Raw genomic sequence first — 14,658 nt, forward strand, 5'->3', positions numbered from 1 at the left:
GGCAAGGCCAGGCAAGGCCAGGCAAGGCCAGGCAAGGCCAGGCAAGGCCAGGCAAGGCCAGGCAAGGCCAGGCAAGGCCAGGCAAGGCCAGGCAAGGCCAGGCAAGCAGCGGCCAGGCCAGGCCAGGTAACAGGATCAGCGGACGGCCCCGGCCGAGCAGGCGCTACAACAGGGAGCCGTTGCGGCCGCGCTCCCGGTCGACGGCACATACGAAAGCGGGCCACCTCCTGGTGGCCCGCTCCATCAACCTAGTTATTCACTCTTCTCGACACCGATGATGCCGACTATGCGTTCCAGATCGTCCACCGTCGCGAACTCTATGGTTATCTTGCCCTTGCTGCGCCCGATGTCGACCTTCACCTTGGTGTCGAACCGGTCGGAGAGCCGATCGGCCAGGTCCACCAGCGCGGGGGCGTGGGGTTTCGCGCGCCGCTTCGCGGCCGGCTGCTTCGCCTCGCCTTCCGACACGGCCAGCGTCACCAGCTCCTCGGTGGCGCGCACCGACAGACCTTCCCGGACGATCCGGGCCGCCAGCTCCTCCTGCGCCTCAGACTTCTCCAGGCTGAGCAGCGCCCGGGCGTGCCCGGCGGAGAGCACACCGGCGGCGACCCGCTTCTGCACCTGCGGCGGCAGGTTGAGCAGGCGGATCGTGTTGGAGATCTGCGGCCGGCTGCGGCCGATCTTCTTGGCCAGCTCGTCGTGGGTGGCGCCGAACTCCTCCAGCAGCTGCTGGTAGGCGGCGGCCTCTTCGAGCGGGTTCAGCTGCGCGCGGTGGATGTTCTCCAGCAGCGCGTCGCGGAGCATGGCGTCGTCGCGGGTGTCCCGGACGATCGCCGGGATCATGTCCTTGCCGACGGCCTGTGCCGCGCGCCAGCGGCGCTCGCCCATGACGAGCTCGTACTTGTCGGCGCTCAGCTCGCGCACGACGATCGGCTGCAGGAAGCCGACCTCCTGGATGGAGATCTTGAGCTCGTCAAGCATCTCGTCGTCGAAGATCTGACGCGGCTGCTTCGGGTTCGGCACGATCGAGCCGACCGGGATCTCCGCGAAGCGCGCGCCGGGCACCGGCGCCAGGTCCTGCAGGGGCGCCGCGGCGGGCACCTCCACGACCGGCGGTGCGGGCGGGGCCACGGCGGGGGGAGCGGAGACCGGAGCGGCCACCGACGTCTGCGCGGGCACGGCCGACACGGGCTGCGGTGCGGCCGGCGCGCCGGTGGTCGGGATCAGGGCGCCCAGACCACGACCGAGTCCTCCCTTGCGGGCGGGGGGCGGCGTCATACCGGTGCCTCACCTTCCACTGCGCTGTACCCGTACCTCATGGTCATGCCCCCACTCCGATCTTCGCGCCGCGCTCGGCGATCTCCTGAGCGGCCTCGAAGTAGCTGGTCGCGCCGCGCGAACCGGGATCATAAGTCATGACCGACTGGCCGTAGCTCGGTGCCTCGGAGACGCGCACGTTGCGGGGGATGACCGACGTCAGCACCTTCTCGCCGAAGTGGTTGCGCACGTCCTGCTCCACCGCGTCGGCGAGCCGGGTACGGCGGTCGTACATCGTCAGCAGGATGGTGGAGACATCGAGGTTCGGGTTGAGGTGGGCCTTCACCAGGTTGATGTTGTTCAGGAGCTGGTTGAGGCCCTCCAGCGCGTAGTACTCGCACTGGATCGGGATCAGCACCTCCTGGGCGGCGCACAGCGCGTTGACCGTGAGCAGGCCCAGCGACGGCGGGCAGTCGATGAAGACGTAGTCGAACTCCATGGGGAAGCCCTGGATTGCGCGGCCCAGCCGGGACTCGCGGGCGACCACGGAGACGAGCTCGATCTCGGCACCGGCCAGGTCGATGGTGGCCGGTACGCAGTACAGGTTCGGGATGCCCTCGACGGCCTGGGCGACCTCCTCCATCGGCACCTGGTCGATGAGACAGTCGTAGACGTCGGGCACGCCCGCGTGGTGGGGCACGTTCAGACCGGTCGAGGCGTTGCCCTGGGGGTCGAGGTCGACGACCAGCACCCGGTTGCCGTGCAGCGCCAGGGCGACGGCGAGGTTGACCGTGGTGGTGGTCTTGCCCACGCCACCCTTCTGGTTGGCGACGCACATGACGCGCTGCCGGGTCGGGCGAGGCATCGTCACCTCGCCGCTCGGGTTGAGGATCTGAACGGCGCGCATCGCTTCCATTGCCAACGGTGGGTCCTCCGAAGTACCGGACGCTGTCGTGTTCGCGTCAGAAGCACCGTACGCGGTCGCACTCTGATCCTCACCCGCGACATGCGTAGAAGTGGGCTGAGGGCGGGGCGACGGCGGACGGTTGGCCGGGGGAGCGGAGACCGGGACGTACCCGGTGGCGCCGTGCGGGGCCGAGGAGAACTCCGCAGGCGGCACACTGCTCCCCGGCGGCGGCACCGAGGCCGTCGCGCGGAAACCGGTCGCATCGGGGCTCACCGGGCCGCCCGAGACCGGCTGGGAGCCTGACGCGCTCGACATGTACGTGTTCGAGACGGTCGGCCTCATGCCGGAACCAGGGTCGGCGGCGCCTCGCTGCGCCGGGGTTGATGTTTCACGTGAAACAACGCCGTAAGAGCCCCGGGGGAGGCTCATGCCGTATTCCTGCACCGTGTCATCCCTGCCCGCATCGGATCGGATGGCTGCGCCGGCCGGTCCGGCGCGCACTGGCGTCTCTGCCGGCGGCACTGCGGCCGCACCCGCGACAGTCGGGTCCACATTATCGACGCGCGGCCAGCCTACGGCGGTCGGGCTGTGGAAGCTACCACCGTCCTCCACTCGGGCACGCGAGTGACGGCCATCTGGCTGGACAAAAACGAGGAATCCCGGCACCAGTGACATGCGGCACCCGTACCGACTCTCCGAGCAGGATGGATCGGGCCAACCTGCCGCAACAGGTGCGATCGGGGCGGAGGTCATGACGCGCCGCGCCGGCGGCGCGCCGGTGGCCAGCACCTGGCCGGACAGCGGCGAGCGCACCACCCCGCCGGCACCGGGGAAGCCGCCGGCGTAGGTGCGCGGGCGTGGCACGTCGGCGGGGGCGGACGTGCCTGCCTCTTCTTCCTGTAGGACACCCATGGTCGTGCGCCCTCTCCGTGAACGGAGGGCGCACGACTCAGCGCCTGCGTCCTCCGCGCCCTGCCCGCCGGGACGGCTTGGCAGTCTTCGGCACGACGTCGCGCTCGCGGACGATCTCCACCACGGTCGTCGGCGGGTCGATCACGCCGACGCCGCACTGATGGATGACCGCCGCCCCGCCGCCGAGCCGGGCCACCGCGGCCTGGTGCTCGGCGATCTCGTCGGCGGCCGACACTCCCTTGAGCGCCAGCAACCGGCCTCCCAGCGAGGCGAGCGGCAGGCACCAGCCCGCCAGCCGATCGAGCGGGGCCACCGCGCGAGCGGTGACGACGTCCGCGCTGAGCAGTCCGACCTGCTCCTCCGCGCGGCCGCGTACCACGGTGACCTGATCGGCCAGGCCGAGGGCCGCCACCGCCTCCTCCAGGAAGGATGTCCGTCGTGCCAGTGGTTCAACCAGAATGACCGAAATATCCGGTCTCGCCACTGCCAGCACGATACCGGGCAGACCCGCCCCGGAACCCACGTCGACGGCCGTGGCGGACGGGGAAATCAGCTCGGCCACGGCGGCGCAGTTCAGCAGGTGCCGGTCCCACAGCCGGGGCGCCTCGCGCGGGCCGATCAGGCCGCGCAGCACCCCGTCGGTGGCGAGCAGCTCGACATAACGCGCGGCGACGGGCAGCCGGTCGCCGAACAGCGCCTCCGCCGCCGGGCGCAGCTCGGGGGAGAGAACGGAGCCGGCCACCCCATCGGGAGTGACCGGCTCCGTGATGTCGTCGGGAGTCACGCCGGACGTACCACGATCCGGCGGTTCGGCTCGACGCCCTCGGACTCGCTCTGCACGCCCGCCGCGGCGTTGACCACGTCGTGCACGCACTTGCGCTCGAAGGCCGACATCGGCTCCAGCTTTACCGCCTCGCCGTACTGCTTGACCTTCTCGACGGCGTTCTTGGCCAGCGCACCCAGCTCCTTGCGGCGCTGGTCGCGGTAGCCGCCGACGTCGAGCAGCAGCCGGCTCGGCTCGCCGGTCTGCTTGAAGATGGCCAGGCGGGTCAGCTCCTGCAGCGCCTCCAGCGTCGCCCCCCGGGGGCCGACGAGGGACTGCAGGCGGTTGCCCACCACCTCGACCACCGGACGGCCGCCGGAGACCAGCTCGTCGATGTCGCCATCGGCGTCCAGGATGTCCAGCAGGCCCTCGATGTAGTCCGCGGCGATCTCGCTCTGGCGGAACAGGTCGGCATCGCTGGCGGCCTTGCGCTTGGGGGCGGCGGCCTCGTCGGCGCCGTCCTCGGTCTCCTCCGCCGCGCCGTCCTCGGCGTCGCCGAGGTCCTCGACTGCCACGTCGTCCAGCTCAGTCTGGTCGGTCACGTTCTTCTCCGGTGTTCGATCCGATCAAAACCCCGTGATCGGCCCCGCGCCTCGCGGCGCGGGGATCACGAGCAGGTCTGTGGTGGGGGTGGCAGTGCCGGCGACGCGCGGTCAGCTGACGTTCTTCTTGACCGTCTTGCGCTTCGGGTTGTTGACCGGCTTGGCGCCGACCTTCGGCGCGAGCGCCTTGGCGACCTCCGGGTCGATGACCTTGGGCTCCGGCTTGGCGCCGGCCATCGGCGGCGGCGGGTACTTCTTCAGCACCCACATCTGCTGGCCGAGCGAGAAGAGGTTCGTCGTGGTCCAGTAGATGATCAGACCGAGCGGGAAGGCGACCGCGGAGATGATCAGCGTGGCCGGGATGCCGTACAGCATCAGCTTCTGCATCGTGCGCTGGGTCGGGTCCTCGGACCAGCCGGTCTTCAGGATCATCTGGCGGCTGGTGAGGTACGTCGTGAAGATCATGACGACGCCGAGCACGCCGCAGAGCACGGCGGCCAGGCCGCCGTCGGTGAAGACGCCGCCGATGGACACGCCGAACAGCTCGGCGTCCATGCCGCTCTGGAACTGCGCCGCGGTCCAGCCGTAGAGGGTCTCGTCGGAGGTGCCCGTGCCGAGGCGCTTGATCACGTGGAAGACGCCGAGGAAGATCGGCATCTGGATCAGCAGCGGAAGGCAGCCCATCAGCGGGTTGGCCTTCTCCCGCCGGTAGAGCTCCATCATCTCGCGCTGGAGCGTCTCCTTGTCACCCTTGTGCTTCTCCTGCAGCGCCTTGAGCTGCGGCTGGAGCGCCTGCATGGCCCGCTGCGAACGGATCTGCTTGACGAACAGCGGGAACAGCACCGCACGCACCGTCAGCACGAGGAACACGATCGCCAGGACCCAGTCCCAGTTGGTGCGCAGCCACTGACCGTCGCCCCAGAGCTTGTCGAAGAGGCCGTGCCAGAACAGCAGGACCTTCGAGACGATCGTGTAGATCCAGTCCATCATGAGGGTGTTGCTCCAGTCACATCAGTACTGCGGCGGGTGGGTGGCACAGGGTCATATCCGCCCGGGTGAAAGGGATGGCATCTGCCCAGCCGCCGGACTGTCAGCCAGAACCCCCGCAGCGCGCCGTGGCGAGCTATCGCCTCCAGCGCGTAGGTGCTGCAGGACGGGTAGAACCGACAGCGGGCCGGCAGGCCCGGACTCACCCAACGACGGTACGCGATGATGGGTAGGGCCAGCACGCGCCCGGCGAGTGTCGTGGGTCGCGGTGGCTGTGTCATGTCCGCCCCACTGCTGACCTGCGGCGCGATGGCTGCGCCGGGTCGCGCTTGAGCGCCGCGGCGAGCGCTGCGTCAAGGTCGCGGCCGAGCTGTTCGTACGAGGCGGACGCCGCGTGCGGCAGCGCGCGCACGACCACCGTGGCGCCGCCGGGCAGGCCGCCCAGCCGGTCGCCGGTGAGCCGGCGCAGCCGGCGTTTCACTGAGTTACGGACGACCGCGTTCCCCACCGCCTTGGAGACCACGAACCCGGCCCGCACCGGCGCCTCGGGCGCCGGGGGAGTCCCGGGCATGGCAACGGCGTGGCCGGGAGCGTCTCCCTGCCACGCCGTGTCGTGTTCAGTTGCCGCCGCGGGGATCGTCAGATGCACCACGACAGCGCCGCGACCGGCCCGGCGACCAGCCCGCACGGCGGTGGCGAAGTCAGCGCTTCGCCTCAACCTGTGCGCAGCTGGCAGCATCCGAGGCCCGGCCGGGTCTCAGACCGCCAGGCGGGCGCGGCCCTTGCCCCGGCGCGACGACAGCACCGCGCGACCGGCGCGGGTGCGCATGCGCAGCCGGAAGCCGTGGGTCTTCGCGCGCCGACGGTTGTTCGGCTGGTACGTGCGCTTGCTCACGTCAGGTCTCCTGGGGATCGCCCCGCGCAGGGCGGGGATGTTCTAGCTTCTCGCGGGTTGCCGCCCGATGACGGGTAGGACCGGGACGATGGGTCTCGATCTCGATGAGTCAGGGCGGAGGCCGCAACCGACACCCTAGCAGAGGGTGATGGAGCAACCGTTCCAGGGTACACATGCCGTCGATGTCCGCCAAGAACTCTTCGCAGCTCACTCATCGTGTCAACAGCACCCCCTTACCCACAACCCAACGTGTCGTCATCAACACTCACCGAGAGTGAGGCTGTGGACAACGAGTGGACGCCTGTGGATAACCCTGTTAGCGTGCCGTGGTGCCCGACCAACGGGACCGCACGTTAATTGTGGTGGTTACCGCAAAACCGGGCAATATGGTGGCTCGTTCGGCACGGTGGGACCTTCGTGAGGCGCTCCCGCGCCGGATGTGGCACCCCACAGCAGCCGGGCTCCGGATACCGATCGACACACAGCCTGTGGATAACTTGTGGAGAACCCCGAGGATTCGGGGGATAACCCGGGGGAAAACCACGGACCGTGACCGCACCGTCATTGATCGGAGTGGCAGCGCCGGCTGACGGACAGCCCGGTGCCGCCCGAGCCGCCGCCAAAGGAACTTGAAGGGTCGAGCGCATGAACGAGGCTGACAGGTGAGCGACCTCAACGCCGTGTGGCTGGCAGCCACCGAGGAGCTCGCCGACGAGATCGTCTCGGCGCAGCACCGGGCTTACCTGCGGCTGACCCAGGCCCTGGCGATCGTGGACGACCTCGTCCTGCTGAGCGTGCCGGACGCGCACACCCGCGAGATCATCGAGCAGAAGCTCCGCACGGCGATCACCGACACACTCTCCCGGATCATGGGCCGCTCCGTCCAGGTGGCGGTGAAGGTACGTCCCCCGGACGAGCCCGCCGCCCGGCCCGCGCCCGCCGCGCCGCCGGCTCCCGCGTACGCCGCCCCGGCGTACGCGCAGCCCGCCTACGGCCCGCCGCCGACCGAGCACCCCGCCGTGCGCCCGGCGCCCGACGGTGAGGACGCCCTCTTCGCCGTGCCCGTGCCGCGCCACCCCGAGGTCGTCCCGGTGCGCGCGAGCACCCTGCGCGCCCCCGACCGCGACGGCCCGCCCGACTCCGGGCCCGGCCGGGGCACCGGACCGCTGGAGGCCCGCAACGTCCCGCACCCGCTCAGCGGCGTACGCGACGAGCGCCGGCCCGGCGCCACGCCCGGCTCGACCGGCGACACCGGCGGCAACAAGCTCAACCCCAAGTACCGTTTCGAGACCTTCGTCATCGGCTCGTCGAACCGGTTCGCGCACGCCGCCTCGGTGGCGGTGGCCGAGTCGCCCGCGAAGGCGTACAACCCGCTGTTCATCTACGGCGGCTCGGGGCTGGGCAAGACCCACCTGCTCCACGCGATCGGCCACTACGCCCAGGAGCTCGGGCACGCCCGCAGCGTCCGGTACGTGTCGACCGAGGAGTTCACCAACGACTTCATCAACTCGATCCGCGACGACAAGGCCAGCGCGTTCCAGCGCCGCTACCGCGACGTCGACATCCTCCTGATCGACGACATCCAGTTCCTGGAGAAGCGGGACCGGACGCAGGAGGAGTTCTTCCACACCTTCAACACCCTGCACAACGCCAACAAGCAGATCGTCATCACCTCCGACCGCTCGCCCAAGGCGCTGTCGACGCTGGAGGACCGACTGCGCACCCGGTTCGAGTGGGGCCTGCTGGCCGACATCCAGCCGCCGGACCTGGAGACGCGGATCGCGATCCTGCAGAAGAAGGCCGCCCAGGAGCGCCTGCACGCGCCGGCCGACGTGCTGGAGTTCATCGCCTCGCGCGTGTCGAACTCGATCCGCGAGCTGGAGGGCGCGCTGATCCGGGTGACCGCGTACGCGAACCTCAGCCGCGAGCAGGTCAAGCTGTCGATCGCGGAGGAGGTGCTGCGCGACTTCATCCCCGACGACGCGGCACCCGAGATCACCGCCGACCAGATCATGCTGTCGACCTCGGAGTACTTCGGCGTCAGCCTGGAGGACCTGCGCGGGCACTCCCGCTCCCGGGTGCTGGTCAACGCCCGCCAGGTCGCCATGTACCTGTGCCGGGAGCTGACCGACCTGTCGCTGCCGCGGATCGGGCAGGCCTTCGGTGGGCGCGACCACACCACGGTGATGCACGCCGACCGCAAGATCCGCCAGCAGATGGCGGAGCGGCGCTCCCTCTACAACCAGATCGCCGAGCTGACCAACCGGATCAAGCAGATCTGACCCCGCCTGCCACGAAGGGCCCGCGCCGAGCGCGGGCCCTTCGGCTTATCCACCGGTTCCCGGGGTTGTGCACACCCCGCTGTGGGTACCCGCATCGCATCGTCGCCCGCCGATACCGGCCTGCTCTGTCCACAGCGATCGTGGATAACCCCGTGGATAACCCGGTGGATTGGCTGTGGATCCGCTGTGGACGGATGTGGACAGAGAATCCCCAAAAAATCATGCTGTGGAAAGGGTGTGGACGCCGTGTGGACGGGGGCCCTTGATCCGTGGACAGGGAGCCATGATCGGTGGATATCGCTGTGGAGGACGTGGATGGGATCTGTCCACAGTTTGGGGAGAACCCCTGGGGATTGGCGGTGGAAAACCTGTGGACGCCCGTGGACAACCGGTGGACGAAGCGGCGGCTGTGGAGAACCCGGCCGGTTATCCACCGCTCGTCCACCGCTCCTCCACACCCCGACAAGCGTGCTGACCTGCTCCTGAGGCGTTAATCCACAGTTTCCACAGCACCGATGATGAAGACGTCAGTTATCTCTAAGAGAGAAATCAAACAATCATCAGCGGCTCGGGAAAGTGTGGATGCGCGGCTGCGCCGATCCACAGGGGTCGCCGAGGGGAGATCGCTCGGAGGTCCTAAGGTTTCAGTGGTCAGCTTGGCAGCACCGAGGAGGGCTGAAGATGAAGTTTCGGGTGGAGCGCGACGCGCTCGCCGACGCCGTGGCCTGGACCGCAAAGAGTCTGCCGAGCCGCCCGTCGGTGCCGGTGCTCGCCGGTGTGATGCTGCGGGTCACCGACGGCCGTCTGCATGTCTCCGGCTTCGACTACGAGGTCTCCAACCAGGTGGACGTGGAGGTGCAGGCCGACGCCGACGGCGCGACCCTGGTCTCCGGCCGCCTGCTCGCCGAGATCACCAAGGCGCTCCCGGCCAAGCCGGTCGAGATCGCCGCCGTCGGCGCGCACCTCGAGCTGGTGTGCGGCAGCGCCCGGTTCACGCTGCCGACGATGCCCGTCGAGGACTACCCGACGCTGCCCGAGCTGCCCGCCAGCGCGGGCCGGGTCGACGCGGCCGCGTTCGCCTCCGCGGTGTCCCAGGTCGCCATCGCCGCCGGGCGTGACGAGACGCTGCCGATGATGACCGGCGTGCGGCTGGAGCTGAGCGGCGACACCCTCGCCCTGCTCGCCACCGACCGCTACCGGCTGGCCATCCGCGAGATCTCGTGGCAGCCCGACGACCCGGAGATCAACGTCAACGCGCTGGTGCCGGCGCGCACCCTGGCCGACACCGCCAAGACGCTCGGCCCGACCGGCGGCGAGGTCACCATCGCGCTCGCCGCGGGCGGCACCGGCGAGGGCATGATCGGCTTCCTCGGCGGTTCGAAGGTCGGCGGCTCGCGCCGGACCACCAGCCGACTGCTCGACGGCCAGTCCTACCCGCCGGTGCGCTCGCTGTTCGCGCCCAGCTACTCCTCCGAGGCGCGGGTCGCCGTCTCGGCGCTGGTCGAGGTCGTCAAGCGCGTCTCCCTGGTGGCGGAGAAAGCCACGCCCGTGCGCCTGAACTTCAGCGAGGATGGTCTCGTGGTCGAGGCCGGCGGCACCGAGGAGGCGCGGGCGAGCGAGGCGATGGACGCCACGTTCACCGGCGAGTCGATGACGATCGCCTTCAACCCGCAGTACCTCATCGAGGGTCTGGCCGCGCTCGGTGCGCCGACGGCGGTGTTCTCGTTCAACGACCCGTTCAAGCCTGCCGTGATCACCCCGGCGGCCGACGACGGCACCGTGACCCCCGGCTTCCGCTACCTGATCATGCCGATCAGGGTGGGTCGCTGACCGCGACCGGCACCAACGCACCAAGGGGGAAAGACATGCAGCTCGGTCTGGTCGGTCTCGGCAAGATGGGCGGCAACATGCGCGACCGCCTGCGCGAGGCCGGGCACGAGGTCGTCGGGTACGACCGCAACCCGGAACTGTCCGACGCCGCGAACCTGGCCGACCTCGTCACGAAGCTCGAGGCGCCGCGCGCCGTGTGGGTGATGGTGCCCGCGGGCGTCACCGAGGCGACCATCGACGAGCTGGCCCCGCTGCTCAGCCCCGGCGACCTCATCATCGACGGCGGCAACTCGCGGTTCTCCTCCGACGGCCCGCGGGCCGGGCGGCTGAGCACGCGCGGCATCGGCTACATGGACGTCGGCGTCTCCGGCGGCGTCTGGGGCAAGGAGAACGGCTACGGCCTGATGGTCGGCGGCTCGGACGAGCACGTCGCCCGGATGATGCCGATCTTCGAGACCCTCAAGCCCGAGGGCGAGTTCGGCTTCGTGCACGCGGGCCCGGTCGGCGCCGGCCACTACGCCAAGATGGTCCACAACGGCATCGAGTACGGCCTGATGCACGCCTACGCCGAGGGCTTCGAGCTGCTGGAGGCCTCCGAGCTGGTCACCAACGTGCCGGGCGTGTTCCGGTCCTGGCGCGAGGGCACGGTCATCCGCTCCTGGCTGCTCGACCTGATGGACCTGGCGCTCACCGACGACGCGCACCTGGAGAAGCTCAAGGGCTACGCCGACGACACCGGCGAGGGCCGGTGGACCGTCGAGGAGGCCATCCGCCTCGCCGTGCCGATGCACGTCATCTCCGCGTCGCTGTTCGCCCGGTTCGAGTCCCGCCAGGACGACTCGCCCGCGATGAAGGCCATCGCCGCGCTGCGCAACCAGTTCGGCGGGCACGCCGTGCAGCAGGCCGGCTGAGCGGTGTACGTCAGAAGGCTCGAACTCGTCGACGTCCGCTCGTACCCACGGGTGGGCGTCGACCTCGAGCCGGGGCCGAACGTGCTGATCGGCCCGAACGGAGTAGGCAAGACCAACCTGGTGGAGGCGCTCGGCTACGTGGCCACGCTGGCCAGCCACCGGGTGTCCACCGACGCCCCGCTGGTGCGGGTCGGCGCGAGCACCGGCGTCATCCGCTGCGCGATCGTGCACGAGCGCCGAGAGCTGCTGGTCGAGATCGAGATCGTGCCGGGCCGGGCCAACCGGGCCCGGCTCGGCCGTTCCCCGGTGCGGCGCCCTCGTGACGTGCTCGGCGCGCTGCGGCTGGTGCTGTTCGCGCCGGAGGACCTCTCCCTGGTGCGCGGCGATCCCGACCAGCGCCGCCGCTACCTCGACGAGCTGCTCACCGCCCGCCAGCCCCGGTTCGCCGCGGTGCGGGCCGACTACGAGCGGGTGCTCAAACAGCGCAACGCGCTGCTGCGCACGGCGTACCTGAACCGGAAGGTCGGCGGTTCGCGCGGCGACCTGAGCACGCTCGACGTGTGGGACCACCACCTGGCCGAGCACGGCGCGCAGCTGCTGCGGGCCCGGCTCGCCCTGGTCGAGCAGCTCGCGCCCTACCTGGAGGACGCGTACCAGCAGGTCAGCGCCGGGGTGGGCAAGGCCGTCGCGGAGTACCGCGCCTCGGTGCCCGAGCCGACCCCCGAGTCGATGCTGGCCGCACTGGCCGAGGTGCGCGCCGACGAGATCGCCCGCGGCACCACGCTGGCCGGCCCGCACCGCGACGACCTAGTGCTGCGCCTGGGCGACCTGCCCGTGAAGGGGTACGCCAGCCACGGCGAGTCCTGGTCGTACGCGCTCGCGCTGCGGCTGGCCGGATACTCGCTGCTGCGTGCCGACGGCATCGAGCCGGTGCTCATCCTCGACGACGTCTTCGCCGAGCTGGACACCGGACGCCGGGATCGGCTCGCGCAGCTGATCGGCGACGCCGCCCAGGTGATCATCACGTGCGCCGTGGAGGCGGACGTCCCGGCGTCGCTGCGCGGCGCCCGCTATCTCGTCAATCCGGGAGAGGTGACCCGTGTCTGAGGGCGTACCCACCGGTGGTCCGGAGCCGCAGGGTCCGGAGCTCGCCCGGGCCGCGCTCGACGCGGCGCTGAAGAAGCGGGCGGCCCGCCACCAGGCGGCGGCCGAGGCCCGCGCCAAGGGCGAGGGCGGCCAGCGCTTCCGGCCGCGCGGCTACTCCGGCCCGGGGCCGGACCCGCGCGACCCGGCGAAGGTCGGCGACGTGCTGGCCCGCCTGATGAAGGCGCGCGGCTGGCAGCGCCCGACCGCCGAGGCGACCGTGTTCGGCGAGTGGGAGAAGTGCGTCGGCCCCGACATCGCGGCGCACAGCCGCCCGGTGAAGCTGGAGAACGGGGAGCTGACCGTCGAGGCCGAGTCCACGGCGTGGGCCACCCAGCTGCGGCTGCTCGCCCGCACCATCCTGCCCCGCATCGCCGCGACCGTCGGCAACAACGTCGTCACCAAGCTCCACATCCACGGCCCCGCCGCCCCGTCCTGGTCCCACGGCCGCAAACGCGTCCGCGGCACCGGCCCCGGCGACACCTACGGCTGAGCTGCTGGCGCCCGCCTCCGCGGCCGGGCCCCTCATGATCGTCCGACTTGCCAGGCACATGGGCGAATGCGCGTGCAAGATACGCCCACTTGCCTGGCAAGTCGGACGATCATGGCGAGGCGGGAACCCCGATCGCGGTGTGGGGTGTCTGAAGGGCCATGCGGAGAGTATGGGGATATCTCGCGGCGCTGGTGGTGATGTCGTCGGCGCTGGTCCTCGGGCCGTCGAGCCCGGCGTGCGCGTGCAGCTGCGCCGAGCCCGACCCGGTGGAGAACGCCGCCTGGGCCGACCTGGTGTTCGTCGGCGTGGTCGTGGACCTCGACCGGCCGGTGTTCAGCACGTCGTCCGGTGACCTGATGACCGCCCGGCTCACCGTCGAGCGGGTGGACAAGGGCAGCGCGGCCGGGCACGTCGACGTGCGGACCGCGATCGAGGGTCCGAGCTGCGGCTTCGACTTCGTCGAGGGCAACCGCTACCTGATCTACAGCCGGGACGGGCAGACCAGCCTGTGCGCCGGGAACAAGCTGCTGGGCGCGGCGCCGGAGGTGGCGCTGGACAGCGACGTCCCGCTGGTCGCGCTGGCGGCGGCCGCAGGCACGGCGGTGCTGGTGGCGCTGATCCTGTGGCGGGTGCTGCGGCGCCGGGGCGCCGCGGGGCCGGCGGCCGGACCTGCTTCAGCGGGCCCGGCCGGGCAGGCGGCGGATCAGGACTCGGCGTAGACGGCGAAGCCGCGGTCGGCGCAGCGGCGGTAGAACTGGGCCAGCACCGCGAACTCCGACAGCGGGAAGCTCCACTGCGGGTCGCCGTCGGTCTCCTCGCGTAGCGCGTCGAGGCGCTGGTCCAGCCACCGCAGCTGCTGCTCGGACAGTCGCGAGTCGGTCAGCGCGGCCCGCAGCACCGCGGCGACGCTGTCGAACGTGACGGTGTCGCCGAACGGGGTGTGCCCGGCGACGAACTTCTCCAGCCCGCCGGCGATCCAGGCGCAGCCGTCGGGGTCGATGACCGGGTCCTCGTCCTCCTCGGCCGCCTCTGTGGCGTAGAGCACACCCTTGAGTCCGAGCAGCAGGTCGACGACCTCGGTGTACGCGGTGGCGCGGACCGTGCCGGTGCGGGCGATGTGACCGGCCAGTGCCGCGGTGGGCGCGGCCGTGGCCGGCTGCTCCGCGAGGTCGGCGAAGTCGACGAATTCCGCGGGTGCCACCGGGTCGTAGAAGCGGCCGGTGCGCGGCCACTGCACCGCTACGTTGTCCAGACCCATGTCAGCCTCTCGAAGCGCGTGAGTTCCAGGCCGTGCGCAACTTACGGCATAGCGGGGACATTGCGCGACCCTCCGAACCGCTCCTTCTGAGCCCGCTCGCTACCGCCCGCGGGAGCGTGAGGCCCGTGGGGGGAGTTGCGACCGGAGCCGTTCGGGCGGCTACGGGGCTGTGAGGGCCTCGAAACGGCGTGCTGCGGGTGCCGCGTGCGGCGAATGTCCGTGCGACCCAGTAGGATCGCAGTCGAGAGCACAACACTGGGTGGACCGTGTACGCGACACCGGTGGGTTGTCCCGCACGCCGCAGGTCCATCCGGGTATGCGACGTGTGTCACCCCCGTCCCGCGTATGCCGACCCGGCGAAGCCTGTTCCCGCGGACGTGGGTGTGGACGGCTGAGTCGTTTGTCCCCGCCGCCTGAG

The 14,658-nt window shown here is 70.6% G+C and carries 15 protein-coding genes; 6 read left to right on the top strand and 9 right to left on the bottom strand.

Features of this window, described 5'->3' with window-relative positions; all coding sequences use genetic code 11:
* Positions 1-252: 252 nt before the first annotated feature.
* From AB0J67_RS23855 to rpmH, 8 genes are all read right to left on the bottom strand, one after another.
* The gene (locus AB0J67_RS23855; RefSeq protein WP_363485646.1) at positions 253-1,278 is read right to left on the bottom strand and encodes a ParB/RepB/Spo0J family partition protein; all 1,026 of its coding nucleotides are present in this window, start codon (positions 1,276-1,278) and stop codon (positions 253-255) included.
* A gap of 43 nt (positions 1,279-1,321) precedes the next feature.
* Positions 1,322-2,506, bottom strand: coding sequence for a ParA family protein (locus AB0J67_RS23860; protein WP_363485647.1), 1,185 nt, complete (start codon positions 2,504-2,506; stop codon positions 1,322-1,324).
* Positions 2,507-3,113: 607 nt separating this feature from the next.
* Complete coding sequence (gene rsmG, locus AB0J67_RS23865) at positions 3,114-3,818, bottom strand: 16S rRNA (guanine(527)-N(7))-methyltransferase RsmG (protein ID WP_363485669.1); 705 nt, start codon at positions 3,816-3,818, stop codon at positions 3,114-3,116.
* A gap of 38 nt (positions 3,819-3,856) precedes the next feature.
* On the bottom strand, positions 3,857-4,423 hold the full coding sequence (locus tag AB0J67_RS23870) for a R3H domain-containing nucleic acid-binding protein (RefSeq protein WP_363485670.1): 567 nt from the start codon (positions 4,421-4,423) through the stop codon (positions 3,857-3,859).
* A 129-nt stretch (positions 4,424-4,552) separates the two neighbouring features.
* Positions 4,553-5,431, bottom strand: a complete 879-nt coding sequence (gene yidC / locus AB0J67_RS23875) for a membrane protein insertase YidC (RefSeq protein ID WP_363485648.1) — start codon at positions 5,429-5,431, stop codon at positions 4,553-4,555.
* The gene (yidD, locus tag AB0J67_RS23880; protein ID WP_363485649.1) at positions 5,428-5,709 is read right to left on the bottom strand and encodes a membrane protein insertion efficiency factor YidD; all 282 of its coding nucleotides are present in this window, start codon (positions 5,707-5,709) and stop codon (positions 5,428-5,430) included. The genes yidC and yidD overlap by 4 nt, the downstream gene beginning before the upstream one ends.
* Complete coding sequence (gene rnpA, locus AB0J67_RS23885) at positions 5,706-6,167, bottom strand: ribonuclease P protein component (protein ID WP_363485650.1); 462 nt, start codon at positions 6,165-6,167, stop codon at positions 5,706-5,708. The genes yidD and rnpA overlap by 4 nt, the downstream gene beginning before the upstream one ends.
* 18 nt (positions 6,168-6,185) lie before the next feature.
* Positions 6,186-6,323, bottom strand: coding sequence for a 50S ribosomal protein L34 (gene rpmH, locus AB0J67_RS23890; protein ID WP_120317612.1), 138 nt, complete (start codon positions 6,321-6,323; stop codon positions 6,186-6,188).
* 662 nt (positions 6,324-6,985) lie between these two features.
* On the opposite strand from rpmH, the gene dnaA reads away from it, so the two are divergent.
* From dnaA to AB0J67_RS23920, 6 genes are all read left to right on the top strand, one after another.
* Entirely contained in the window at positions 6,986-8,605 is a 1,620-nt protein-coding gene (dnaA, locus tag AB0J67_RS23895; RefSeq protein WP_363485651.1) for a chromosomal replication initiator protein DnaA, read from the top strand.
* A gap of 681 nt (positions 8,606-9,286) precedes the next feature.
* Positions 9,287-10,435: a DNA polymerase III subunit beta gene (gene dnaN / locus AB0J67_RS23900; RefSeq protein WP_363485652.1), complete on the top strand. Its 1,149-nt coding sequence runs from the start codon at positions 9,287-9,289 to the stop codon at positions 10,433-10,435.
* A gap of 35 nt (positions 10,436-10,470) precedes the next feature.
* On the top strand, positions 10,471-11,346 hold the full coding sequence (gene gnd / locus AB0J67_RS23905) for a phosphogluconate dehydrogenase (NAD(+)-dependent, decarboxylating) (protein ID WP_363485653.1): 876 nt from the start codon (positions 10,471-10,473) through the stop codon (positions 11,344-11,346).
* Between the two features lie 3 nt (positions 11,347-11,349).
* Positions 11,350-12,453, top strand: coding sequence for a DNA replication/repair protein RecF (recF, locus tag AB0J67_RS23910; RefSeq protein WP_363485654.1), 1,104 nt, complete (start codon positions 11,350-11,352; stop codon positions 12,451-12,453).
* Complete coding sequence (locus AB0J67_RS23915; RefSeq protein ID WP_363485655.1) at positions 12,446-12,982, top strand: DciA family protein; 537 nt, start codon at positions 12,446-12,448, stop codon at positions 12,980-12,982. The genes recF and AB0J67_RS23915 overlap by 8 nt, the downstream gene beginning before the upstream one ends.
* Positions 12,983-13,140: 158 nt before the next feature.
* Positions 13,141-13,701 (top strand): hypothetical protein, encoded by a 561-nt coding sequence (locus AB0J67_RS23920; protein ID WP_363485656.1) that lies wholly within the window; start codon positions 13,141-13,143, stop codon positions 13,699-13,701.
* Here the strand turns inward: AB0J67_RS23920 and AB0J67_RS23925 are convergent.
* Positions 13,686-14,240, bottom strand: a complete 555-nt coding sequence (locus AB0J67_RS23925; RefSeq protein WP_363485657.1) for a hypothetical protein — start codon at positions 14,238-14,240, stop codon at positions 13,686-13,688. The two genes, AB0J67_RS23920 and AB0J67_RS23925, sit on opposite strands and share 16 nt — an antisense overlap.
* Positions 14,241-14,658 lie beyond the last annotated feature (418 nt).

Source organism: Catellatospora sp. NPDC049609 (assembly GCF_040675365.1).
Taxonomy (GTDB): Bacteria; Actinomycetota; Actinomycetes; order Mycobacteriales; family Micromonosporaceae; genus Catellatospora.

Excerpts from the sequence above, each read along its gene's own strand:
- AB0J67_RS23860 (WP_363485647.1), bottom strand. The coding sequence starts at position 2,506 with ATGAGGCCGACCGTCTCGAACACGTACATGTCGAGCGCGTCAGGCTCC.
- yidD (WP_363485649.1), bottom strand. The coding sequence starts at position 5,709 with ATGACACAGCCACCGCGACCCACGACACTCGCCGGGCGCGTGCTGGCC.
- AB0J67_RS23920 (WP_363485656.1), top strand. The coding sequence starts at position 13,141 with ATGCGGAGAGTATGGGGATATCTCGCGGCGCTGGTGGTGATGTCGTCG.
- AB0J67_RS23925 (WP_363485657.1), bottom strand. The coding sequence starts at position 14,240 with ATGGGTCTGGACAACGTAGCGGTGCAGTGGCCGCGCACCGGCCGCTTC.
- rnpA (WP_363485650.1), bottom strand. The coding sequence starts at position 6,167 with ATGCTGCCAGCTGCGCACAGGTTGAGGCGAAGCGCTGACTTCGCCACC.
- AB0J67_RS23855 (WP_363485646.1), bottom strand. The coding sequence starts at position 1,278 with ATGACGCCGCCCCCCGCCCGCAAGGGAGGACTCGGTCGTGGTCTGGGC.
- dnaN (WP_363485652.1), top strand. The coding sequence starts at position 9,287 with ATGAAGTTTCGGGTGGAGCGCGACGCGCTCGCCGACGCCGTGGCCTGG.
- gnd (WP_363485653.1), top strand. The coding sequence starts at position 10,471 with ATGCAGCTCGGTCTGGTCGGTCTCGGCAAGATGGGCGGCAACATGCGC.
- yidC (WP_363485648.1), bottom strand. The coding sequence starts at position 5,431 with ATGATGGACTGGATCTACACGATCGTCTCGAAGGTCCTGCTGTTCTGG.